At 71.8% G+C, this 22,438-nt stretch carries 24 protein-coding genes; 2 read left to right on the plus strand and 22 right to left on the minus strand.

Features of this window, described 5'->3' with window-relative positions:
• Positions 1-38: 38 nt before the first annotated feature.
• The 15 genes from ABEA34_RS10435 to ABEA34_RS10505 form a co-directional block, all read right to left on the minus strand.
• Positions 39-824: a MerR family transcriptional regulator gene (locus ABEA34_RS10435; RefSeq protein WP_345521190.1), complete on the minus strand. Its 786-nt coding sequence runs from the start codon at positions 822-824 to the stop codon at positions 39-41.
• A gap of 4 nt (positions 825-828) precedes the next feature.
• A complete protein-coding gene (locus tag ABEA34_RS10440) occupies positions 829-1,623 on the minus strand; it encodes an ABC transporter permease (RefSeq protein ID WP_345521191.1) in 795 nt (264 codons plus the stop codon).
• Positions 1,623-2,366: an ABC transporter ATP-binding protein gene (locus ABEA34_RS10445; RefSeq protein ID WP_345521192.1), complete on the minus strand. Its 744-nt coding sequence runs from the start codon at positions 2,364-2,366 to the stop codon at positions 1,623-1,625. The genes ABEA34_RS10440 and ABEA34_RS10445 overlap by 1 nt, the downstream gene beginning before the upstream one ends.
• 34 nt (positions 2,367-2,400) lie before the next feature.
• Positions 2,401-3,057, minus strand: coding sequence for a pentapeptide repeat-containing protein (locus tag ABEA34_RS10450; protein ID WP_345521193.1), 657 nt, complete (start codon positions 3,055-3,057; stop codon positions 2,401-2,403).
• Positions 3,058-3,079: 22 nt separating this feature from the next.
• Positions 3,080-4,327: an MFS transporter gene (locus ABEA34_RS10455; protein ID WP_345521194.1), complete on the minus strand. Its 1,248-nt coding sequence runs from the start codon at positions 4,325-4,327 to the stop codon at positions 3,080-3,082.
• Between the two features lie 34 nt (positions 4,328-4,361).
• Complete coding sequence (locus tag ABEA34_RS10460) at positions 4,362-5,609, minus strand: HNH endonuclease signature motif containing protein (protein ID WP_345521195.1); 1,248 nt, start codon at positions 5,607-5,609, stop codon at positions 4,362-4,364.
• 376 nt (positions 5,610-5,985) lie between these two features.
• The gene (locus ABEA34_RS10465) at positions 5,986-6,282 is read right to left on the minus strand and encodes an antibiotic biosynthesis monooxygenase family protein (RefSeq protein WP_345521196.1); all 297 of its coding nucleotides are present in this window, start codon (positions 6,280-6,282) and stop codon (positions 5,986-5,988) included.
• The gene (locus ABEA34_RS10470) at positions 6,279-6,980 is read right to left on the minus strand and encodes a hypothetical protein (protein WP_345521197.1); all 702 of its coding nucleotides are present in this window, start codon (positions 6,978-6,980) and stop codon (positions 6,279-6,281) included. The genes ABEA34_RS10465 and ABEA34_RS10470 overlap by 4 nt, the downstream gene beginning before the upstream one ends.
• Before the next feature lie 20 nt (positions 6,981-7,000).
• Positions 7,001-8,845: a fibronectin type III domain-containing protein gene (locus ABEA34_RS10475; protein WP_345521198.1), complete on the minus strand. Its 1,845-nt coding sequence runs from the start codon at positions 8,843-8,845 to the stop codon at positions 7,001-7,003.
• Positions 8,846-8,916: 71 nt separating this feature from the next.
• On the minus strand, positions 8,917-9,603 hold the full coding sequence (locus ABEA34_RS10480) for an NAD-dependent deacylase (RefSeq protein WP_345521199.1): 687 nt from the start codon (positions 9,601-9,603) through the stop codon (positions 8,917-8,919).
• Positions 9,600-10,220, minus strand: coding sequence for a class I SAM-dependent methyltransferase (locus ABEA34_RS10485; protein ID WP_345521200.1), 621 nt, complete (start codon positions 10,218-10,220; stop codon positions 9,600-9,602). The genes ABEA34_RS10480 and ABEA34_RS10485 overlap by 4 nt, the downstream gene beginning before the upstream one ends.
• Positions 10,217-11,350, minus strand: a complete 1,134-nt coding sequence (locus ABEA34_RS10490; RefSeq protein WP_345521201.1) for a GTPase family protein — start codon at positions 11,348-11,350, stop codon at positions 10,217-10,219. The genes ABEA34_RS10485 and ABEA34_RS10490 overlap by 4 nt, the downstream gene beginning before the upstream one ends.
• A 35-nt stretch (positions 11,351-11,385) precedes the next feature.
• Positions 11,386-12,189, minus strand: coding sequence for an aminotransferase class IV (locus ABEA34_RS10495; RefSeq protein ID WP_345521202.1), 804 nt, complete (start codon positions 12,187-12,189; stop codon positions 11,386-11,388).
• Entirely contained in the window at positions 12,186-13,511 is a 1,326-nt protein-coding gene (murD, locus tag ABEA34_RS10500) for a UDP-N-acetylmuramoyl-L-alanine--D-glutamate ligase (RefSeq protein WP_345521203.1), read from the minus strand. Before murD ends, ABEA34_RS10495 begins: the two co-directional genes overlap by 4 nt.
• A complete protein-coding gene (locus ABEA34_RS10505; RefSeq protein WP_345521204.1) occupies positions 13,501-14,844 on the minus strand; it encodes a MurL-like N-terminal domain-containing in 1,344 nt (447 codons plus the stop codon). Before ABEA34_RS10505 ends, murD begins: the two co-directional genes overlap by 11 nt.
• Before the next feature lie 93 nt (positions 14,845-14,937).
• Between ABEA34_RS10505 and ABEA34_RS10510 the strand changes: the two genes are divergently transcribed.
• Positions 14,938-15,282, plus strand: a complete 345-nt coding sequence (locus tag ABEA34_RS10510) for a DUF192 domain-containing protein (RefSeq protein WP_345521205.1) — start codon at positions 14,938-14,940, stop codon at positions 15,280-15,282.
• Positions 15,283-15,315: 33 nt separating this feature from the next.
• Complete coding sequence (locus ABEA34_RS10515; RefSeq protein WP_345521206.1) at positions 15,316-17,241, plus strand: vWA domain-containing protein; 1,926 nt, start codon at positions 15,316-15,318, stop codon at positions 17,239-17,241.
• 3 nt (positions 17,242-17,244) lie between these two features.
• On the opposite strand, the gene ABEA34_RS10520 is transcribed toward ABEA34_RS10515, so the two are convergent.
• From ABEA34_RS10520 to ABEA34_RS10550, 7 genes are read right to left on the minus strand one after another with little or no spacing between them, the layout of a single operon-like run.
• Positions 17,245-18,702, minus strand: a complete 1,458-nt coding sequence (locus tag ABEA34_RS10520) for a vWA domain-containing protein (RefSeq protein ID WP_345521207.1) — start codon at positions 18,700-18,702, stop codon at positions 17,245-17,247.
• Between the two features lie 5 nt (positions 18,703-18,707).
• Positions 18,708-19,193, minus strand: a complete 486-nt coding sequence (locus tag ABEA34_RS10525; protein WP_345521208.1) for a hypothetical protein — start codon at positions 19,191-19,193, stop codon at positions 18,708-18,710.
• Between the two features lie 40 nt (positions 19,194-19,233).
• Positions 19,234-19,857, minus strand: coding sequence for a hypothetical protein (locus tag ABEA34_RS10530; RefSeq protein ID WP_345521209.1), 624 nt, complete (start codon positions 19,855-19,857; stop codon positions 19,234-19,236).
• A complete protein-coding gene (locus ABEA34_RS10535; protein WP_345521210.1) occupies positions 19,845-21,227 on the minus strand; it encodes a hypothetical protein in 1,383 nt (460 codons plus the stop codon). Before ABEA34_RS10535 ends, ABEA34_RS10530 begins: the two co-directional genes overlap by 13 nt.
• A gap of 6 nt (positions 21,228-21,233) precedes the next feature.
• On the minus strand, positions 21,234-21,434 hold the full coding sequence (locus tag ABEA34_RS10540; RefSeq protein WP_345521211.1) for a hypothetical protein: 201 nt from the start codon (positions 21,432-21,434) through the stop codon (positions 21,234-21,236).
• A 20-nt stretch (positions 21,435-21,454) separates the two neighbouring features.
• Positions 21,455-22,093, minus strand: coding sequence for a hypothetical protein (locus tag ABEA34_RS10545; protein WP_345521212.1), 639 nt, complete (start codon positions 22,091-22,093; stop codon positions 21,455-21,457).
• Positions 22,094-22,124: 31 nt separating this feature from the next.
• Entirely contained in the window at positions 22,125-22,340 is a 216-nt protein-coding gene (locus ABEA34_RS10550) for a hypothetical protein (protein WP_345521213.1), read from the minus strand.
• Positions 22,341-22,438: the final 98 nt, after the last annotated feature.

The following is a 22,438-nucleotide window of genomic DNA, read 5'->3' on the forward strand; positions in this document are numbered from 1 at the left end:
CCACGCGGTGCCGTTCGTGGGGTAGTCGGCGTACCTCGTCATGACGACAGGGTCCCCGGGTCGACGCGTTCCATCCGTGCCCAGCCGCGCCAGCCACGCTCGGCCATCAGCTCCTGGAGCCGCTCGACCATCGGGTGCGCGTCGGTCGCGAAGGCGTCCACCAGGGCGACGAACCCGTCGTCGCCGAGCTCCAGGTCCACGTTGTCCAGGTCGCCACGGTCGGCCGCCTCCTGGCTCAGCTCGGCCATCAGGTCGGCGACCTCGTTGAGCCGCTCCTCGTCCATGCCCCGCTCGACGAGCTCGTCGAGGAGCCGGTAGAGCCGCACCGTCCGCGGGTCGTCGAGCTGGGCGGTCTTGTCGGCCATGAACTCCGGGATCTTCTCCGGCCAGCGCGCCGCCATCAGGATCCAGCCGTCCCGCTCCCCCGCGACCATCCGGTCCGACGCGCCACTGGCGCGCAGCTTGTCGAGGTACGTCGCGACCGCCGCCGGGACGGCGAGCGTGTCACCGGCGGCGAGCGCCGCGATCCGGCGACGGTGGTCCTGCAGCTCGCGGACCTTCGCGCGCAGCTCTCCGTCGATCTGCCTCACCGCGTCCGTCAGCTCCTCCGGCGTGGCGTCGAGCAGCTCGTGCACCCGAGCCAGCGGGACGCCCGCCTCGGCCAGGGTGCGGATCCGGATGAGCAGGACGACGTCGCCGGCGCCGTACGTCCGGTATCCGGAGGCGTTGCGCTCCGGCTCGGGCAGCAGCCCCACCTGGTGGTAGTGCCGCACCGCCCGCACCGTGACACCGGCGTACGCCGCCAGCTGGCTGATCGTGAGCATGGGGTCAGCCTGCCCGAACCCTGCCGAACAGCCGGGTTGCCCACCAGCAGCAGACCGCGATGATCGCGACGCACCAGCCGACCGCCCACCAGGCGTCGGAGCCCGGGTCGCGGCCCTCGAGGCACGCGCGGAGCGTCTCGATGATCGGCGTGAAGGGCTGGTGCTCGGCGAACCACGCCAGGCCGGAGGGCATCGTGTCGGTCGGGACGAAGGCGCTGGAGAGGAACGGCAGCAGGATCAGCGGCATCGGCGCGTTGCTGGCGGCCTCGACGCTGCCGCTGGCCAGGCCGAGCGCCACGCACAGCCAGGTCACGGCCAGGCCCATCAGCAGGAGGGTGCCGGTTGCGCCGAGCCAGCCGACAGGCCCGGCGCCGCCGCGGTAGCCCAGCGCCAGCGCGATCGCGAGGACCACGACCACGCCGAAGACGGTCTGCGCCAGGGCCGCGAGAACGTGGCCGTTGAGCGGTGCCGACCGGGCGATCGGCAACGTCCTGAACCGGTCGATGATCCCCTCGGTCGCGTCCTTCGCGACCAGGATCGCGGTGCTGTTGGCGACCGCCGCGACGGTCATCACCAGGATGGCGGGGGTGATGTAGTGGAGGTAGTCGGCCCGCGGGTCGGCGCCGGCGCCGGGCAGGCCCGCCCCCATCGTGCCGCCGAAGACGTAGACGAACAGCAGCAGGAAGACCACCGGCATCGCGATGATCGTGACGGTCAGCGACGGGTAGCGGACCAGGTGCTTGAGGTTGCGGCGCAGCATGGTGGTCGAGTCGCGCACGGCGTACGTCATGGTGCTCATCAGAGGGTCTCCAGTCCGGTCAGCTTGAGGAACACGTCGTCGAGGGTCTCGCCGCCCGCCTGGGCCTTGAGCTCGGCGGGCGTGCCTTCGGCGACGAGGCGTCCGCCGTCGAGGAGCCCGACGGTGTCGGCGAGCTGGTCGGCCTCCTCGAGGTACTGCGTGGTGAGGAAGATCGTCACGCCGTCGGCGAGCAGCTCGCGGACGATCGACCAGAGCTCGCGGCGGCTGCGCGGGTCGAGCCCGGTCGTCGGCTCGTCGAGGAAGATCACCCGCGGCCGGCCGACCAGCGTCATGGCGAGGTCGAGACGGCGCTTCATGCCGCCGGAGTACGTCGCGGCGCGGCGGGCGGCGGCATCAGTCAGGTCGAAGCGCGACAGCAGGTCGTCGACCCTCGCCCGCGCCTCGGGCTTCGGCAGGTGGGCCAGGTCGGCCATCAGCCGGAGGTTCTCGCGACCCGTCAGGAGCTCGTCGATGGCGGAGAACTGCCCGGTGACGCCGATGGACCGGCGTACGCCGTCGGCATCGTGGGCGACGTCGTGCCCGGCCACCCGCGCGGTGCCCGCGTCGGCGGCGATCAGGGTCGAGAGGATGCGGACCATGGTGGTCTTGCCGGCACCGTTGGGCCCGAGCAGGGCGTAGACGGTCCCGGTCGGGACGGTGAGGTCGAGGCCGAGCAGGACCGGCTGGTCGCCGTACGACCTGGCGATCCCGGTGACCTCGATGGCGTTCGTTCGTGGGGTCATGCGCCCACCATGCGGGGTTGACGCTACGTCAAGGTCAAGCCTCGATCTTGATCCCGATCTCGAGCGCGAGGAGCGGCGCGAGCCGGTCGAGCTGGTGCGGGCTGAAGGTGGCACCGCGCAGGTGGGCGACACCGGTGACGCCCTCCAGCTCCGCCCCGCGCAGGTCCACGTCGTGGAGCTCGCTCTGCTGGACGTCGAGCTGGGCGATCCGGGTCCCGGAGAAGCGGACCCGCCGCGCCTTGCCCTGGATCAGGTCGAGCTCCTCGATCACGCAGTCCGTGAACGCGACGTCGAGCAGCTCCGCCCCGCGCAGGTTGACGTAGCTGAGCTTGCAGCCGACGAAGTGCACCGAGCGCAGCTCGGCCTCGTACGCCTCGAGCGAGCCGATCCGACCCGTGACACGTACGTCGCGCCACTGGCTGCGCGCGGCTCGTACGACGGGCACGTCCACCTGGTCGAGCTCGACCTCGGACAGCCGGGCGCCCTTCAGGTCCGCCTCGTCCGCCGACAGTCCCTGGAACCGGGCGGCGACCAGCTCGGCCCCGGCGAGAGCCAGGTGGGGCAGCACGAGATCGGCGAAGCGGGCCGACTCCACGTAGGCACCGTCGCGGAGCTCGCTGGGGTCGCCGTCGACCAGCCGACCGAGGTCGAGCGGGGTGATCTGGGGCGACTTCGTCGGGGAGGCGGCCATCGGGTCCACCGTATCTGGCGTCTCAGACCTCCCGCTTCGGCCGGAACGGTGACAGCGCGAGCATGAGCGCCGCGGCGGCGAAGACCACCGCAGCCGAGGCCAGCACCGGCCGGACCCCGACGCGATCGGCCAGGACCCCGACGACCGGCGAGACCACGACGATCACGGCACGGTTGAGCGAGCGCAGGGTGGTGTTGGTGCGGGCCTGCAGCTCGTCGGGGGTACGCGACTGGCGGATGGTCATCTCGTGGGAGTTGCTGTTCCCCATCGCCCAGCCGTGGCACAGCTGACCGGCGCCCAGCACGGCGGCCGCCCACCCGCCCGGCACCGAGGCGGCGGTGACCATCGCGACCACCCCGGTCGCACTGAGGGCGTACGAGCCGATGATCGCGCCACCCCCGCCGAGGCGCCGTCCGGTCGCGGTGCTGGTCATCGCACCGCCGAGCGCGCCCGCCCCGGCGACGGCGAACACCAGACCCAGCTGCAGCGGCGTGAGTCCCAGCTCGAGGTAGCCGTAGGGCACGACGAGCACGAGCAGCACCGCCTGCCCCGCGAACCACACGTGCGTGGCGATCGCGAGGCGACGCAGACCGGAGGCGCCGTACGCCCACCGTGCGCCCTCGCCGATCTCCGACGCCAGCCCACGCAGGCCGACCGCCGCGGGGCGGGCGAGGGGCGGCTCGGCGACTCCTCTCAAGGACGCCACCATCACCGCCGAGAAGAGGTACGTCGCCGCGTCGACCAGCACCGCGACCGGCGCCCCCAGGATCCGGATCAGCGCGCCGGCGAGCGCGGGTCCTGCGGTCTGCGCCACCGCACCGGCCCCGTCCAGCCGCGCGTGCGCCCGCTGCAGCTCGGCTCGCGGCACGAGACGCGGCACGAACGAGAGCGACGCCGCGTCGTTGACCAGTGACACGGTCCCGAACAGCAACACGACGACGAAGAGCAGCGGGAAGCTGAGGACGTCGCAGGCCCACGCCAGCGGGATCGCACCGAGCAGCGCCGCCCGGACCAGGTCCGTCGTCACCATCACCGGGCGTCGCCGCACCCGGTCGACCAGCGCGCCGACGACGAGACCGACGAGAAGGTACGGAAGCCATCTGGCCGAGTTGAGCCATCCCACCTGCGACGCTCCCCCGCCGAGCGTGACCAGGACCAGGGTCTGCAGCGCCAAGGACGTGACGGCGTCGCCCATCCCGGACACCGCCTCGCCCCACCAGAAGCGCCCGAACCCCGACGACCTGTCGTCGGAGCTGGTCACCGCGGCCACGCCACACCCTGACACGCGGGACCGCGGGCACCGGTCAGGGTCGTCGGTGGAAGGTGACGGTGCCGTCGGGTTGATGGGTGGTCTCGTACGTCGGGTCGTGGGCTCCTGTGTGGTGTCTGGGGCACAGGAGACCACCGTTGTTCAGGGCCGTCGGTCCGTCATCGGCAAACCTCTGCCAGTGGTGGGCGTGGCACATCCAGGGTGGCCAGTCGCATTCCTCGGCGACGCAGCCCTTGTCGCGGATGCCCAGGGCGATGAGCTGGGCCTTGGTGAAGAAGCGCTTGGCTCTGCCGACGTCGAGGACCTCGCTCTTGCCGTTGAGGACGACGGGGAGGATCCGGGCGGTGCAGGCGAGCCGTCGGACCTGTGAGGGGCTGATGGGCTCGCCGGTGTCGAGGATCCCGGCCTTCTCGAGCTTGCTGGTCAACACATCGAGGTCGATGTGAACCACGATCGTCGCGTCGGTGCCGCCGACCTTCGGGAGGTCCTTGGCGCTGATGCGTTCGATGAGCTCGGCGAACGCCCGGCCCATCCGCTCGGGTCCGGGGCGGCGTTCGACGCCGGGTCCGTGGGTCGCGGCCTGGTGCTTGGGTGCGGCGATCGCGAGGAGCATCTTCTTGAGCATCGCCGCCTGCACCGTGGGAAGCGTGAACCGGGCGTGGGTCTTGCCGTGGCCGTCGTCGGTCATCGTCAACCGCATCGCCTGCGCGGCCTTGGCCTCCTCCTTCTCGAGAAGGTCGGCCTCGTGCTGGTCCGCCAGGTCCGGGGCGACGACCTCCAACAGACGGCGGCCGAGGACCCGCAACGTCTTCGCATCATGCTCAGCAGCGGCATCCACGAGATGCTTCTCCGCGCGGATCACCAGGTCCGGGTCCAGGTCAGCCGGCAGCTCCTTGACGGAGCGGAGGATCACCTGCGCCTGCTCGGGACGCAGGTCGCCGGCGGCAAGGGCGTCCCGGACCACGTCGTGGGTGTCCAGGTCGTAGCCGAGGTGCACCACACCCGCCGCCGCGGACCGGGTGAGACGGGCCTGATGAGCGAGCCAGGTCGCGGTCGAGGTGGCACCGGTCTCGGTGCCGACCTGCAGCTCGTCCGCGTGCCGCGCCACCCGCGCGCGGATCTCCACGACCTGCGCCTCCAACTTCGTCAGCTCCACCAGCGTTGAGGCGGCTTCGGCAGACGTCATGGACCACACCGACGCATCCACCAGGCCGTCGACGATGCCGCGCATCCGCGCGGTCGCCGTGGCCACCTGGTGGTGGGGTGTGGTCATCGCTGTCATGGGTCTAGCCAAGCACTGGCCACCGACAGTCGGAGGCCTCAGAAGGCGTTATCCACAGGGTTTTAGGTTACAAGACGGTCACGATCGCGGACGATTGTCCACACCCTCCCCAACCACTGGGGGCTACCGGAAGGCCGGCCGGCGACCGCAACCCACCGCCCGCCGTACCCCGTAACTGCCTATCGGCGACCAACCCGGACGGACCGGCAGGCCACTGACAGTCGGTTGGCTTCGAGACGGGCCTGGCGGCCCTCCTCAACCACTGGGGGCTACCGGAAGGCCGGGAGGCAACGCCGACCCGAGCCCGCCGTACCCGCGTAAATGCCTATCGGCGGCCATCCCAACGGACCCGCAGCCGACGGACAGCCGGAGACGGCTAGAGCGAGAAGACCTGGTCGAAGTGCTCGACGACCGGGAAGGGGTCGTAGAAGTCGTGCAGGAGCGCCCGCCACTGCTGGTACTCGTCCGAGCCGCGGAAGCCGACCGTGTGGTCCTCGAGCGTCTCCCACTCGACGAGGAGGAGGAAGGCGCTCGGTCGCTCCTGGCACCGCGACAACGTCAGTGACACGAAGCCGGGCATCGACGCGATGATCTGCTTCGCCTCGTCGAAGGCGGTCACGAACTCCTCCTCGCGGCCGGGCTTCACCGGCAGGAGGGCGTGCTCGAGGATCACCCTTGGAGGTTGTCGAGGTCGATGGTGTCGTCCTCGGCCGGGGCCTCGACGTCGAACTTCTCGTCGAACTCGGAGAACACCACGCTGCCGTTGTCGTCGCCGTCGGTCTTCTCGATCTTGACGAGGTAGTGCGGGTCGTCGACCCGCACGTAGCCCACCGAGGTGCCGTCGTCCTTGGACGTGTGCTCCACGGGGACGGCCTCGGCACCCTCGACCTTCTCGGTGTCCTTGGCGGTGTACTTCTCGCCGGCTTCCTTGTCGCTGCTGATCAGCTCGTCCAGGAGGTCGTCGATGTCGCAGAACTGGTCGAACCCGTCGCCGCTCGCGGGCACCACGACCCACTTGTCGCCGACCACCGAGATGATCTGGTCGGCGTTGTCGCCCGCACTGGCCCGCCAGAAGGCCTCGTCCGGCTTGAACCAGGTGGTGCCGTCGACCCCGAGGAGCTCCGCCGTACCGTCTCCGACGCCGATGGAGCCGGTGCAGTCGCCGCCGTCGTTGGTCTGCACGTCGATCGACACCTCCTGGCCGCCCGTCGTGATCTTGCCGGAGACCTTGACGGAGTCGAGCTTGCCCATCGCCGCCTTCGAGGCGTCGGCGATCTCCTGTCCGGACTGGTCGGTGAAGTCGTCACCACCGCAGGCGCTCAGCAGCGCCGCCATCCCGATCCCGGCCACGGCCAATCCCATGCGTGTCATGGGGCCACCCTTTCATCCCGTCAGAGACCGCACCGCTTCGCGGTCGTCCAGGCGCTGGTGGCGTAGTCGCTGTAGGCCCGCACCCGGAAGTCGTACTTCACCCCCGAGGTGACGAGGAAGTACGGCGTCTTGGTGCCGACCGCGACGGGCGTCGACCAGGTGGTCGTCCCGACCTTCTGCTGCTGCACCTGCCAGTAGACGCCGACCTGGGGGTCGGTGATCGTCAGGGAGCACTTGGTCGCGGCGGTGCGTGCGACGCCGAGCCCCGTGGGTGCGTCGATCGGCATCGTCGCGCTCTTCGTGGTCCAGGCGCTCGGCTGGCCGTACCAGGTCATCGCCCGGACCCGGAACTCGTAGGACCGTCCCGGCGTCAGCAGGCCGGCCGTCCAGGTGCGGTTGTTGGGGACGAAGAGCGGGTACTCGGCGCTCCAGCTGCCTCCGGCCGGGCGGAACTGGAAGCCGAAGCTCCAGGTCGCCGTCGGGGACTGCGACCAGGAGAAGGTGAGGTCCGAGTTCACGCTGTTCGGCGTGGCGGTCACCCCGGTCGGGGACGGGACCGCCGCGGAGCCCGACGAGCACCAGGCCGGCAGCTGCGAGGTGGGCATCCATCTCGAGTCGGGGTCCGGTCGCGTCGGCGCCTGGAAGCCGGACGGCTGGGCGGGGTGCGGGAGCGTGACGCTCCTGAAGTGCGGTCGGTAGACGGACGCGTCGACGTACGCGAGCTTCCCGCAGGCACTGTCCTCGAGGAGCGAGTTGACGCTGTAGCCGATGACCACCTGGTCGCCGCTCGTGCTGAGGTGCGGCATCAGCCGTGGGGTGTAGGCCCAGATGCCCACCCCCGGCGTGCCGGAGCCCACCGTGGCCTCGGGCATCGCGAAGAGGGTCGACTTCTCGTCGGACGTGAAGCCCCACGGCTTGTCGGCGTAGTAGCTGATGACGTTGCCGTTGAGCCCTCCGGCCGTGTCCTGGGTGACCAGCACCCATCGTCCGCTCTGCTTCGTGACGCTCAGGGCCTCACTGGCGACGGTCCCGGTGGCGATGGCGTCGCCGGGGTCGGTGCTCCAGCTGTTGTTGTCGCCGGTGAAGTAGCGCCAGGTGGCCGTCAGGTCGCCCTGTGGCACCCGGGCGATCCGCAGCTTCTTCGACGACGAGCCCGCCGAGACGTCGGAGGCGTAGATGTAGGTGTAGGGGACGCCGTCGTCGACGTAGTCGGCCAGCGCCATCCCCCACAGGATGCAGTGACCCGGCACCGTCAGCGTGCAGTCACGGACGTTGGCGGGCAGGCCACCGGTGGGGTTGCCGTACGACGTCTCGTCCTGGACGGACCCGGTCGGGATCGTCCTCAGCTCCGCCCCGAGCGCAGTCGGGAACACGCTGCCAGAGGTGTTGCCCATGCGCATGTAGAACTTCTGGATGGTGGCGCCCTCCAGGCGTTGGCCGCCGCCCCACAGCCAACCGCCCAGGGTGGTGTTGACCAGCGTGCTGCCGCCCGCCCCGGCGACCGTGGCGCCCATGGTCCCGTCTGCGTTCTGGATGACGATGCCGTTGCGCGGCATCACCGCGTCGTACGAGCCGCGGGTGCCGGTGGGGGTGCCGACGCCGTACCAGTAGTCGTTGAAGAACCAGATCACCCGGCCGCCGGGCAGCTCGATGGCCTCGAGGCCGTCCCCGCCGGTCCAGTGGTTGGTGCTCCCGCTGTTGCCGTACGCCGCGAACTTGTTGGTGATCTCGTTGGCGAGAGCGGCGCTGCCCGCGGGATTGGTGTCCGGGCCGGCCTCAGCGGTGTTGGTGACCAGGAGCTGTCCGATCAACGTCACCGTGAGCGCTGTTGCGCCGGCCAGGATCATGCGACGACGGTTCGCCATGGGGGCCTCCTCGAGAATGGTCGACACCCTAGGGGCACCCGGTGACGCCCGTCACAGGATCGGGCAGACCGCTACCGGAGGAGCTCTGCCACCCATTCCGGCACGAGCACCGAGGCCGGCCCGTGCCGGGCATCGTCGAAGAGGTGGCTCCCGGCACTGGGCTCGAGGTTGAGCTCGACGGTCCGGGCACCACGCTCGCCGGCGTACTGGACGAAGCCGGCGGCGGGGTAGACCGCCCCCGAGGTGCCGATCGAGGCGAAGACGTCGGCCTCGTCGAGGGCCGCGAGGATCCGGTCCATCTCGTAGGGGATCTCGCCGAACCACACGACGTCGGGCCGCAGCTCGGTCACCCCGCAGCGCGGACAGGGCGGGTAGTCGGAGAGGTCGCCGGTCCACACGGAGCGGCCGCCGCACCCGCGACACAGGGCCGACCGCAGCTCACCGTGCATGTGGAGCACCCGGGAGGAGCCGCCCCGCTCGTGCAGGTCGTCGATGTTCTGGGTCACCACGAGCAGGTCGTCGCCGAGCGCCGCCTCGAGCTCGGCCAGCGCCCGATGGGCCGCATTGGGCTCGACCCCGGCGAGGGCGGCCCGGCGCTCGTCGTAGAAGGCCTGGACCACCGACGGCTGGTACTCGTACGCCTCCGGCGTCGCGACGTCCTCGACCCGGTGGCCCTCCCACAGTCCGTCGGCGTCGCGGAAGGTCGGCACCCCGCTCTCGGCCGAGACCCCGGCTCCGGTGAGGACGACGACCTTCATCGGGTCGACTCCGCGTAGAGCGTGACCGCGTAGCCGTCCGTCGGCTCGAACGCGTCGCCGGTCCAGGTGCCGTAGCGCGCCACCGCGTCGAGGCCGAACGCGCCGAACGCGGCGTCCACGTCGTCGAGCGCGGTGGGCGGGCAGTCGCCCGGGAGATGGGCGGCGTCCAGCCCGTAGCCACAGACGATCACCCCACCCGGGCTCAGGTGGTGCCCGAGCCGCTTGCACGCGTCATGCAGCGTGCCGGGCTCGAGCAGCGGGATGGTGTTGCCGGCGACCAGCACCAGGTCGAAGGTCTCCCCGAGGTCGAAGGTCGCGAGGTCGCCCTGCCGCCAGTCCAGGCCAGGGGCCTCGGCCCGCGCCTGCTCGAGCATCGACTCGTCCACGTCGACCCCGACGACGTCGTACCCCAGCTCCGCCAGGCGTACGGCGACGCGCCCGGTGCCGCAGCCGGCGTCGAGGACCCGCGCCGGCGGTGCCAGCAGCCCGGCCACGAACGTCGCCTCGCCGTGGATGTCCGCGCCGCGCGCCGCCATCGCGCGGAACCGCTCGGCGTACGCCCGTGCGTAGTCGTCGCCCACGGTCTCGCGGGCGATCCGCTCCCAGCGGCTGGTCATCGGGGCAGCTTGCGGCGCGCCGCGCTGGTCTTGAACTCGTCCATGAAGATCCGGTGCACGGCGTCGCTGTCGAGGGCGCCGCCGAGGGCGTTGAGCTCGCCGCGGGCCAGGCGCTCGCAGACCCGCATCCAGGCGTGGCCCATGGCGTAGGTGAACGTGCCGGCGACGGTCGCGCTGATCGGCGCGGCCACCGCAGTCCCGGCGCCCGGGACGAACTTGATCATGTTGGTCACCACCGAACGACCGGCCGTCGTCGCGGCCGCGGTCGCGGCGATGGACGCAGCGGTCGACCGCTCGATCGAGACCCCGTAGGTGACCGCGACCGTGGCCATCATTCCGATCTGGATCGGGACGAGGAGCGCGGCGTCGGAGAAGGGGATCGGGGAGGCTCCGGCGGTGGTGGCTGCTGCCGTCGCCGCCTTGACGGCCACCTCCGCCCGCTCCCGCTTGCGGTCGAAGTCGATCCGCTGGGCCGAGGTGATGGCGTGGGCGACGCCGTCCGGCGCGCCGCGAAAGGTGGCATCGAGGACTTCCTGCAGGCCGTACGCCGTCTGCCCGGTGAAGTCGTCCGCGAGCGCCATCGTGTAGTGGATCAGGCCGTCCTGGATCGGCAGGTCGAGGGCGGCGATGCTGGCCGCCAGCGCCTCGGCGTCGGGGTGCACCCGGTCGCCGGAGCGGGCGACCTGGGTGAGCACCAGGATCACCGGCAGCCCGAGCTCGGCCAGCGCGCGGATGAAGTCAGCCTCGGTGGACTCGAAGCGGCGGTCGGGGGCGCGGACGCAGTACCAGGCGACGTGGATCTGGTCGGCGAGCGGCTTGCGGCGCATGCCGTGCAGGTAGTCCTTGAGCTCGGCGATCAGGGCGGCGTTGTCCCGCCCGACCTCGAGCCCGCGGGTGTCGACGACGCCGAGCGTGCCGCTCTGGTGGAGGTACAGGTGCTCGGCCCTCGTGACCGGCTCACCGATCCCGGTCTTCGCGACCTCCTCGCCGAAGATGGCGTTGACCAGGGTCGACTTGCCGACCCCCGTCTTGCCGACCAGCAGGAGGTTGAACCGACCGATCTCGTCGGCCTTGTCCTTCCAGGCCTTCCCGAAGGCCTGGCCGAACCACTCGTCCGTGGGCTTCGCCATGGCCCCAGCGTCTCAGACGGCGCCAGGGACCCCGTTCAGATCGGGTCGCGCGCCTGGTCGCGGTAGCCGCCGGCCACGGCGTCGAGGAGGTCCGCGTCGACCGGGACGGCACACCCGTCCACCTCACTGATGGCGCGGGCCGGGTTGTTGGCGTTGACCGCCAGCACCAGGTCGGCCGCAGCGAGGTCCGCCACCGTCAGCTCGCGGACCTCGCGCCGCCACCCCAGCCGGTCGGCGACCCGCACGAGCACGTCTGCCGTGATCGAGGGCAGCACGTCGCCGTCGGGCACGACGACGACGCCGTCCTGCCAGAGCACCACGCTCCAGGTGGTCCCCTCCAGGACCCGGTCACCGTCGACGAACAGCGCGTCGTCGTACGCCGCAAGCTGGCTCTCGCGGCGCAGCTTGATCTGCATCAGCAGGCTCGTCGACTTCAGCTCCGGCAGCTCGCGGCGGTGCGGGGTCGTCCGCACCCGGAAGCGGGTGACCACGGGGATCGGCCACGCGCTGGCCCGCGACGAGACCAGGACCCGGCAGCCGGACGCCGAGGCGGGCGCGGCGAGGTCGAGCTCGGCCGGGTAAACGCTGACGCGCACGGACTCGGCCGTGGTGCCGTCGAGGTGACGACGCAGCGTCGCCCGGAGCTCCGCACGGTCGAGCTCCTGCCCCCACAGCTCGGCCGCCGACCGGGCCAGCCGGTCCTCGTGCCGGCCCCAGGCCAGCACCTCGCCATCGACGGCGACGAAGGTGGTGAAGGCGCCGTACGGATAGAGCGCGAGCTCGGGCGGCACCGCCGTGACCGGTACGCCGTCCAGGGAGTGCCGGGACGGGCCGGTCATGCGCCCGATGCCGCCGCGCGGAACGCCGCGGATCGTTCCTCGTAGCTGGCGAACTCGTCGAAGCTCGGGGCGCCCGGCGACAGCAGCACGACGTCGGAGCCGGACGGGTCCGCGTGGATCGCGGCGACGGCGGCGGCGAAGCCCGCGACCACCTGCAGCCCGTCCACCCGGCCGGCCGCCTCGGCGGCCAGCCGCGCTCCGGCAGGGCCGATGGCGAGCACCGTGACCGGCGTCGGCCGCCCGGCGAGGTAGTCGATCAGGGGCGCGAAGGACAGTCCCCGGTCAGCCCCGCCGGCGATCAGCACGACCCGCTCCGACCCATAGGTCTCGAGGGCGGCGACGACGGCCTCCGGCGCCGTGGCCAGGCTGTCGTCCACCCAGGCCCGGCTGTCGGCCGAGGGGACCCGCTCGAGGCGGTGAGCGAGCGCGGGGAACGTCCGCGCCTGGTCCAGGAGCCGAGTCCGGTCACCGGGGTCGGCTCCGGTCCAGCTCGCCGCGGCGGTCAGCGCGAGGGCCAGGTTGACCAGGTTGTGCCGTCCTCGCAGGGGGAGCTCGTGCTCGGCGACGGCGCCCACGCGGTCCCAGACGACGGTGGTGTCGGTGACCTCGATCCCGATCGTGGCCGGGCAGATGACGCGGGTGGGCTCGGTGACGCGGGACCGCACCAGCCGAGCGATCTCGCCCGTCAGGTCGGGCACGACGACGACGTCCGGTCGGTGCGCGACCAGGTTGAGCTTGTCGGCGACGTACGCGTCGTACCCGCCGTGCCACGGGAGGTGCTCGGGGAAGAGCGAGGTGACCACCGCGAGCCGGGGCGAGGCGCTGAGGTCGGCCGCCTGGTAACTCGACACCTCGGCGACCGCGACGGCCGAGCCCGACCGGTCGCCCGCGCTGACCGGCGTGCCGCCGTTGCCGACCAGCACCGCGGAGGTGCCGACCCCGTTGAGCAGGTGGTGGATCAGCGCGGAGGTGGTGCTCTTGCCCTTGGTGCCGGTGACGGCGATGACCCGGTCGGCGTTGGCGTTGAGCCACAGGTCGGTCAGCGAGGTGACCGACACCCCGAGCTCCGCGAGCCGGCCGAACACCGGGTCGGTGTGCGGCACGCCGGGTGACTTCACCACGACCTGGGCCTGGGTCAGCCGGGTCACCGCGTCCTCGCCGGCGACAGCGACACCGACGAGGTCCGCGGGGACCTCGGAGGTCCCCGTGACGGCGATCGTGGCGTCCACGCCGCGCTCGGCCAGCTCGGTCAGCGCTGCTCGACCCTCGCGCCCTGCCCCCCAGATGACGACCCGCCTGCCGGCGAGGTCCTCAAACCGCACGTGCGATGTCTTCCAGCAGGGGCGGCAGGTGGTGGGCACCCTCCCCGAAGGCGAAGACCGCCTCCCGCTCCGTCGCCGAGGCGGACACCCCGACCAGCTCGGGCCGGTGCACGAAGGGGTGGTCCTTCCAGTCCGGGTGCTCGCGCAGCAGCGACAGCGCCACCCGGCACTCGTCCGGCTCGCCGACGCACTCGAAGGGCTTCAGCAGGCCGTCGAGACCCAGCAGCTCCCGGAAGCCCTCGAGCTGGCTCTCGTCGGCGAACATGTCGCGGCCACCGAAGATCGCCAGCAGCTGCTCCTGGGACAGGAACGGCGCGAGGCACAGGAAGACGAACCGGCACTTCGGGCAGTCGGCGCACCACGACGTACGGTCCGTCTCCTGCAGCTTGAACGCGCGGTTGCAGCTGGTGAAGACCGGGTGGTAGTCGACGTGCTCCGCGAAGCGGCGCGCGATCCGGAGCTCGGTCAGGGGCCGGAGCAGGGAGAGGTACGCCGGCGCACCGGGCGGCAGGCAGCCGCGCAGCAGCGACTCGAACTCCAGGCTCTTGGACCACTGGTGGTTGACGACCCGGCCGTGCCACTCGACGTTGCCGTACGACGAGCTCGCCTCGTTGCTGAAGACCACGGTGTCGAAGCCGAGCGCCGCCGCCGTGAGGACCGCGAGCAGCGAGTTGACCGCCGTGACCGGCACATGCCCGTTGGGCGCGCCCTCGGCGTTGAGCTGGAAGAGCGTCGGGTCGAGCCGGCGCTGCACGGTCTCGAGCGCGATCCCGGCCACCTCCGCGGTGCGGATGATCGGCGCGTAGCTGTTGACCGCGAAGAGCCCGATCTCGAGCCCGGCCGACCGGAGGGCCTCGATCGAGACGATGGAGTCCTTGCCGCCGCCGACGGCCACCAGGAAGCGGCTCGAGGCCTGCTCCGGCGCGGGCACGGGCGCCGGGTCCGCCAGCGAGGGCGCCACCACCGGGGTGTCGAAGACCTCCGGCAGGTCGTTGACGTAGGCGAACTCGCCCATCCCGTGGCGCAGCAGGCCGACGAGGAAGTCCCGCTCGCGCTCGGTCAGGCCGCCCGGCACCGCGATCGAGGTGGGGGCGAAGGCCTTGAAGTAGCTCAGCGACGCGGCGAGCGACAGCAGCCGGAGCAGCGGGACCTGCACCGCGTCCGGGACCCCGTCGAGCGTGCCGGGCAGCTCGATCGTCTCCGTGAACTCGTGGACCGTCACGTCACCCGCCCTCGCGGCGTACCCGAGACGGATGCTGCGGCCCTCCACGACGGGTGCCTCGCACACGAGGTCGGTGACCCTCGACCGCTCCTCCGCGCGCACACCAGACATGTCCCCCAGCGTACCGAGCCGCCGTCGGGAGGACGCTTGCGAGCGGCCCGCCCGGGGTAACGTGCGACACGTTCGCCGAGCCCAGGAGCGGCCATGCCACCTTCCAGCCACACCCGGCTCCTCGTGGACGGCCGGGCCGCTGCGCCGCTCGAGATGGCCACGACCCACCGCGCGCGCAGTCGCGGGCTGCTGGGCAGGGACGGCATCGACGGCGCCCTGCTGCTGCCCGGCGCCCGGCAGGTCCACACGTTCCGGATGCGGTTCGCGATCGACGTGGCGCACGTCGCCCGCGACGGCACGGTGCTGGCGGTGACCACCATGCCGCCCGGACGCCTCGGGGCCTGGCGCCCGCGCAGCCGCGCGGTGATCGAGGCCACGGCCGGCGCCTTCGTCACCTGGGGGTTAGCACCGGGCGCCCGGGTGGAATGGTCCGACTAGATCCTTGGCCGAACTCAACTCTCGGGAGTTGGTATGTCGTTGCTGCGCACTGTCCGCCGGAGTCCGCGGGTGCTCGTCGCCGCGTTGGTCGGGACGGCGGCCGTGCTGCTGCCCCTCGGCGCGGGCCACGCCGCCCCGAGCTCCGCGGCCGACCCGGGTGACCCCGGCCGGTTGATGCTGGTGCTGGACTCCTCCGGATCGATGGCCGAGCCCGCCGCCGGCGGCGGCACCAAGATCCAGGCCGCCAAGACCGCCCTGCACCACGTCGTCGACGGCCTGCCCGCCGACGCCGAGGTCGGGATGCGGGTCTACGGCGCCAAGGTGTTCTCGCGGTCCGACACCGGAGCGTGCACCGACTCCCAGCGGGTGGTCGACATCGGCAGCGACAACCGGGCGGATCTCCAGAGCGCGATCGACGCCTACAAGCCGTACGGCGAGACGCCGATCGGGTACGCCCTCCAGCAGGCCGACGCGGACCTCGGCGGCACGGGTCCCCGCTCGATCGTGCTGGTGTCCGACGGCGTGCCGACCTGCCCGCCGGACCCCTGCAAGGTGGCTCGCGAGATCAGCCGGGGCGGGGTCGACGTACGGATCGACGTCGTCGGCCTCGACGTCAACAGCCGGGCCGCCTCGGCGCTGCGCTGCATCGCCGACAAGGGCCACGGCACCTACTACGACGTCGACGACTCCAAGGAGCTCAGCGACGCGCTCGAGACGCTGGCCACGCGCGCGGTTCGTCCGTACGAGCCGACCGGCGCGCCGGTCACCGGCACCGCCGACCCCACCACCGCGCCCACCCTGGCACCCGGGTCGTACGTCGACGAGATCGGTGGCATCGAGACCACCACCGGCACCTTGCACTACGCGGTCGAGCGCAGTGTCCCGGGATCCTCGATCACGGTCGCCGCCACGATCCTGACCCCCTACTACGTCGACCGCAGCCAGCCTGCTGACAAGTGGGACCGGATCGACCTGCAGCTCAGCACCGCCGACGGGCAGTCCTGCGGCACCGACGCCCCGGCCAGCGTGCGCAGCATGGATGCCACGGTGCTGACCGCGACCGTCGACGCCGACGACTGCCCCGACGCCGACCAGCTGATCGCCCGCGTGACCCGCACCGACGGCGCCGACTTCCCGACACCGCTCGAGCTCGTCGTCGCCGAGGAGCCGCCCGTGCTCGACGCGGCCACACTGCCCGAGGGCGTCTCGGGTTCGATCGCCTGGCAGGCTCCCCCGAAGGGACCGTCCGCCGGGACCGTCACCGGCGGCCGCTCGTTCGCCGAGGCGACGCCGATCTCCCCCGGTGCCTATCGCGGCACCATCGTGCCCGGGGAGGTGCAGTCCTTCGACGTGCAGGTCGGGTGGGGCCAGCAGCTGGCCGCGACGATGACCATCCCCGACCCCAGCGGCCGTCTCGCCGGGGAGCTGTCCCAGCACGGATCGCCGTTCGGAATGGGCATCTACAACCCCGCCCGCGCCGACGCCGTCGCGGTGGCAGACGGTTCGCCCCCGCACTCGTCCACGATCTACCCGACCGACGGCGGGCAGGTCGGCGCGGCCACCGCTCCCGTCACCTACCGCAACCGTGAGCTCGTCGGCGACCCGCTGCGGGCTGCGGCGACGGCCGGCGAGTACACCATCGTCGTGTCCCTGGCCGACAGCCGCGCGCGGACGTCGTACGAAGTGCCGTTCGTGCTCCGCGTCGGCGTCACCGGCAGCGTCGTGCCCGCGCCGCAGTACGACCTCGCCACCGAGGAGCCGACCGAGACCCCGTCCACGGCCTCCGCGTCACCGACCGACGAGTCGCCGGCGGCAGCAGAGGACGAGCCGACCGCTGCGGCGAAGAAGGACGACGGGAACGGCCCGGTGGTCCTGCTGGCCGGCGGCGGCGCGCTGCTGCTGGTCGTGCTGGCGGTGGGGGCGTTGCTGATCAGCCGCCGGAGCCGCCGAGGCGCCTGACCCTCACATCCCGGTACGCCGCTTGCGGATGAGCCGGGCCGCGAGCACCCCCAGCGCCCCGAGCAGCACCACCAGCGCCGGGATCGTCCAGTCGATGCTGCCGCCTTCGCTGTCCTTCCCGGCATCGACGTCCGTCGGGGGGAGCGCCGGCGTGACGAACTCGTCGCCACTGCCGGACGGGGACGGCGAGGCCGTGTCACTCGGGTCGATGGTCGGGCTCTCGGTCGCCTGGTCGCCCCCCTGCTCGTCGGAGGGCTCGGACCGCGCGTCCGGGTCCAGGGTGACGCTGATCCGGATCGGGAAGTCCGTGTGCGGGAAGTAGTCCGCGCAGTCCTCGATCGCGGTCCGCGCGAGCGACACCGAGAAGCTCCACATCCCGGGGTAGTCGATCCCGACGCCGGTGTCGGCGAGCACGTCAGTCGTCTCCGCTCCGATCGCGGCGATCCCGGACCCGTCGAAGATCCCGATCCCGCCGTAGGGCTGGTAGCTGCCGCCCTCGCCGTACGGGTTGTAGAGGCGCAGCTCCCAGGTCGCGCAGTCGCGACCGTAGTAGCGGACACGGAGGTTCTCAGGCCCCTTCACCGAGGCAAGGACCTGGGGCAGGTCGCCCGGCTGCGCCCGGAAGCGGTACCACTTGGTGGCGCCGGGACGGAGGGTGTCGCGGTAGGCGCCGACCCCGACCCTGCGGGCGGCGTCCGCGCGAGGACCGCCGGTGATCGGCTTCCCGCCACCCAGTCGCGCGATGGTGTCGTCCGCGATCCGACGCAGCGCCGCGGCCAGGGCCTGGGTGTTGTCGGCGGAGTAGTAGGTGCCGTGGGTCGCCCGGGCGATGCACCGCAGCGCGTTGACGGCCGCCGGCTGTCCGCCCAGCGCGAGACCGACGGTCTCCACCTGGATCGCGGCGTCCTGGCGCTCGATCTGCTCCGCGGCCTTGCACGGGGCCGGGCCGGGCGGGGCGCAGGTGTCCTCACCGTCGCTGATCAGCACCACCACGCGTCGCCCGTCCCCGGCAGCGAAGTCGTCCACGCTCTCCAGGAGGGACCGGCCGATCGGGGTGTCGCCCCGAGGGGTCAGGCCCGAGAGCGCCTCCACCACCTGGTCGGCGGACCCCGGGCGAGGCGGCACGGCCAGCTGGGTGTCGGCGCACGCGGTCGCGGTGTCGGTGCCGCCGTACTCGGCGCCGTACAGCCGCAGCCCGAGCGCGACCTCGGCCGGCAGCGACCTGCTGACCTGGGTGATCGCCGACTTGGCGCCCTGCAGCAGGGTGCTGGCGCCACCGGGGGCTACCCGGCCCATCGACCCGGACACGTCGAGCACGAAGAGCACCTGCAGGTCGTCCTCCTGACCGGCCGCACCCGCGGCGGGCGCGGGCACCGGTCCTGGAACGACGGCTGCGGCTGCGGCCACGGCGACGGCGAGACCCGCGACGGCGCGCCGCAAGCGGAGCCGGACGGAGGACATGCCCCTCACCGCCCGCGGCTGCCCCAGGCCCGTTGCGCCGTCGGAGGTGGGACCGCGGTCGGCCGCTCCCACAGCCGGTCCGGGTCGGCCCGCCACCACATGGTGCCGAGACCGGCGGCGGTACCGATGACGAGGGCGCCCTCGAGGCTGAAGGTCAGCACGCGATCGACCATACCGACGAGATGGACTCCCCAAACCAGCCCGGCGGCGATCACCACCAGACCGAGCGCGGCTAGTCCGGTCCGGCGCCGCGCCGCCTGAGGGTCGGTGAAGCCCGAGGTGGACAGCGTCGTGAGGACCGACGCCGCGAACGCCCCTGCGGCGACCAGGCACTGGGCGCCGATCCACACCGCCTGACCGCGGTGGTCGCCGTTGCTCAGCTCGATCCGAGCCGGGATGCCGAACGCGACGAACATCAGGTGGGTCAGCGCGGCACCGACTGCCCACAGCACCAGCGCCACCGCCACCAGCCTGGCCAGCAGGACCGGCACCGAGTCCGACCTGCGCGATCGGTTGCGTGGGCCTGGCACGTCAGTCCTCGACGTTCACGGTCAGGCTGTCGAGGATCTTGTCCACGCCGGACTCGTCGAAGTCGTCGGCGGGCGCCTCGAACCGGACGGCGGACAGCACGTCGCCGGGCATGTCGAGGAAGACCTGCACGGACTGCACCTGCACCGGCTCGCCCTGGTAGCTCCCGGAGTGCAGGTAGCGGACCTGGTAGGCGTTGTCGACGCCCTCGACGTCGATGTCGCCCTCGTCCAGGACCTCGAACCCGGGATGGACGCCCTCCACCGTCTTCAGCGCGCTCGGGGCCGCGTCGTAGCCGGTGCTGGTCTCCCCGGGGACGCCCATGCTCATGCTGACGAACGCGGGGAACGCGGTGGCGCCGTCGGCCGGCGCCTGCACCGCCCACTCGTAGGTGCGGCCCTGCGGGTCCAGCTGCTCGTCCGCGGACGGCGTCCAGTCGCTCGGGACCCGCACCGACACGCCGTGGCCGACGGCGACCTGGCGATCCGTCCCGTCGACTCCGATGCTGAACGGGGTCGACAGCCCGCTGGCCTTGCCGGTGGACTCGTCACCGTCACCGCAGCCGGCGAGACCCATGACCACCACCGTCGTCGCCGCGAGCGCGATCAGCCGCCTCATCGGTCGCATACCGTGTTCTCCTGCCAGGTGCCCTTGTCCGGGTCGTAGTAGTAGGACCCGAGCAGGTTGCTGTTGACCGCCACATGGTGGACCTCGCCTCCGATGTTGATCGCGAGGAAGGAGATCTTGCCACCGTACTTGTCCTCTTCCTTGGCCACGTTGTAGTGGTCGAGCGTGATCTGGGAGTGGTTGTCCAGCTGGTCCTCCAGCACCGCCACCTGGTCCGGGGACAGGCCCTGGCCGTTGGTGACGAAGTTCTGGAGACCCTCGCTGAGGGCCCGGAGCGCCGAGGTGTCGACGCTGCCGTCGTCGCGGCGGAAGTCGGTGGAGAAGTTCACCTGGAACTGCGTCCCTCCCTTGGCGCCGTCGATGAAGGCCGGCAGGTCCAGGGACTTGACCGTGGTCTTGCCGTTGATCGGCAGGTCCTTGACCAGGTCGGTGTTGGCACCGATGTCGACGTCGCCGGTGACCGTCCCGACCACGCTGCCGGCGACCTTGACCAGCTGACCGGTGGAGTCGAAGGTGAGGTCGGCGGTGGTCACCAGTGAGGCGTCGCCCGCGGCCTGCAGCGCCAGCACCTGCTCGGGCAACGGGATCCCCAGGTCGCCCGCGGCCTTGGCGGTGAGGGCGACCTTGACCTTGGTGTCACCGTTCTTGAACTGCTCCGCGCCCAGCGTGACGGCACCGGACCCGTTGGCGTCCAGCGGCCCGAGCTCGCCGGAGGCCTTCACCTGGCCGCTGAGGTCGAAGTACGTCGACTCGGGCGTGGGCGCACCTTCGGGCAGGCCGCCGAACTCGCCGAGGTTGTCGCCGTACTTGTCGATGAAGGCCTGGGCCTGTTCGAGCGTGTCGAACTTCAGCGAGTGGCCCCACGCCGCGTCGCCGCCGACGTTGATCTTGACGCCCGCACCGGCGCCCTTGGTGGTGGCGCCGGTGTTGACCTCGGCGCTGCCGCCGCCCTTGAGCGTGTAGTTGGCGCCGAGCTTGCCCTTGGTGCGGACCTCGTAGCCCTCGGTGATCGTGCCGTCCGGGTTGCGGGTGAGGACCCGGCGCAGCTCGTACCCGCCGTCGGCCTGGACGGTCGCGAGCACGGTGACGCTGCCGCCGTAGGTGTGGTCGTCGCGGCTGGTGACGCACTTGGTCGGGATGTACTTCGGCTGCGCAGCGGGGGACCCGCAGCCGCCACCACCGCCGACCAGCGACGCCAGCTGGCAGAAGGCACGGTCGACGACGCCTCCCGACCCAGCCAGCACCGGGGCGGCGAGCCCGAGCAGCACCCCGATGATCGCCACGACCACGACCGAGATGCCGATGTACTCGGCGGAGGTCGCGCCGGCCTGGTCGCGGCGGCGCGACGGCGGTGGCGGCAGGAGCTTCATGGGTGGTCAGCCCGGTCCGTCGCGCATAGCGGCGAGAGCGACCCGGCAGAGCTCGCGGACCTCGTCACGGACGGGATCGACCAGGGTCAGCAGGGCGAGGATGATCGCGCAGAGCACCACGAAGCCACCGATGAACTCCACGGTGCCCTGACCGGACTCGCTCCGGTCGTCGGCCCGCGGTGTCGGTACGGCGTTGTCGTCGGTCATCGGGACCTCCTGGTGACGGTTCAGTCGACGAAGGTGCGTTCGGTCTTGTAGCCGGCCGCGATCTCCGCTGCGCTGGGGCATTCCTCGTAGAGCGGGTTCGGGGTGGCCGGCGTCGGCGGCGTGCAGACGACGGCGGCCCGCACCGGGCCGGCGCAGCTGCCGTCGCGCAGCACGAGTCCGACGCTGGCGCCGGCGTTGCACAGGCCGCCGGTCGCCTTCAGCCGCGCTCGCGACGTGGAGCGCGCCTCGTCGGAATCGTTGGGCAGGTCGTCACGCTGCTCGACCGTCACCTCGACGGTCCAGGTGACCGGTGACAGGTCGGGGATCCAGCGGTAGCCGCCCGGCAGCACCCGGGCGCCGTTCGCTCGCGCGAACTCCTCGGCGAGCGGGTACCCCGACGCCGGCTGGTAGACGTTGAGCGCGGTCAGCGTGCCTCCGATGGCCGGGGTCATCGCCGTCGACTCGAGGGCACGGAGTGCCTCGATGTGCCACTGCTTGGCCGCGGCCAGGGCCGCTGCGTCCGCAGCGGTGTCGGACCGGGCCGACTGCTCCTCACCACGGGCGAGCGAGAAGAGGCCGAGGGCGATCGCGAACCCAGCGAGCGTCACGGTCAGGAGGCCGGGTAGGGCCTGCCCGTCCTCGTCACGCTCCCTGCGCATCGCTTCGTCCTCGACCAGATCCCGCGGATCGTCACTCGATCTTTCCCTGGAGGGACTTGAACACCTGGTCGATGGTGGTCTTGGCACCGTCGGCGACGTTGGTCTTGATGGCGAGGATGGTGCCGATGATCGCGACGATCACGACCATGATGCCGATGTACTCGGCGGTGGTCTGGCCGCGCTCGTCGCGACGGGCGGCTGCGGCCGTGAGGAAGGCGGTGATCTGAGCGGCGAGGTACTGGGACATGAGCCTGGGTCCTTTGCTGGTCGGTCGGCGCCCGAGACGCGCGCCGTGTTGTCGTGACCGACGCTAGGAGCCGGCGCGGGCCCGGTGACAGGGCCCCA

Origin of the sequence: Nocardioides conyzicola (assembly GCF_039543825.1) — a bacterium.
Lineage (GTDB): Bacteria > Actinomycetota > Actinomycetes > Propionibacteriales > Nocardioidaceae > Nocardioides > Nocardioides conyzicola.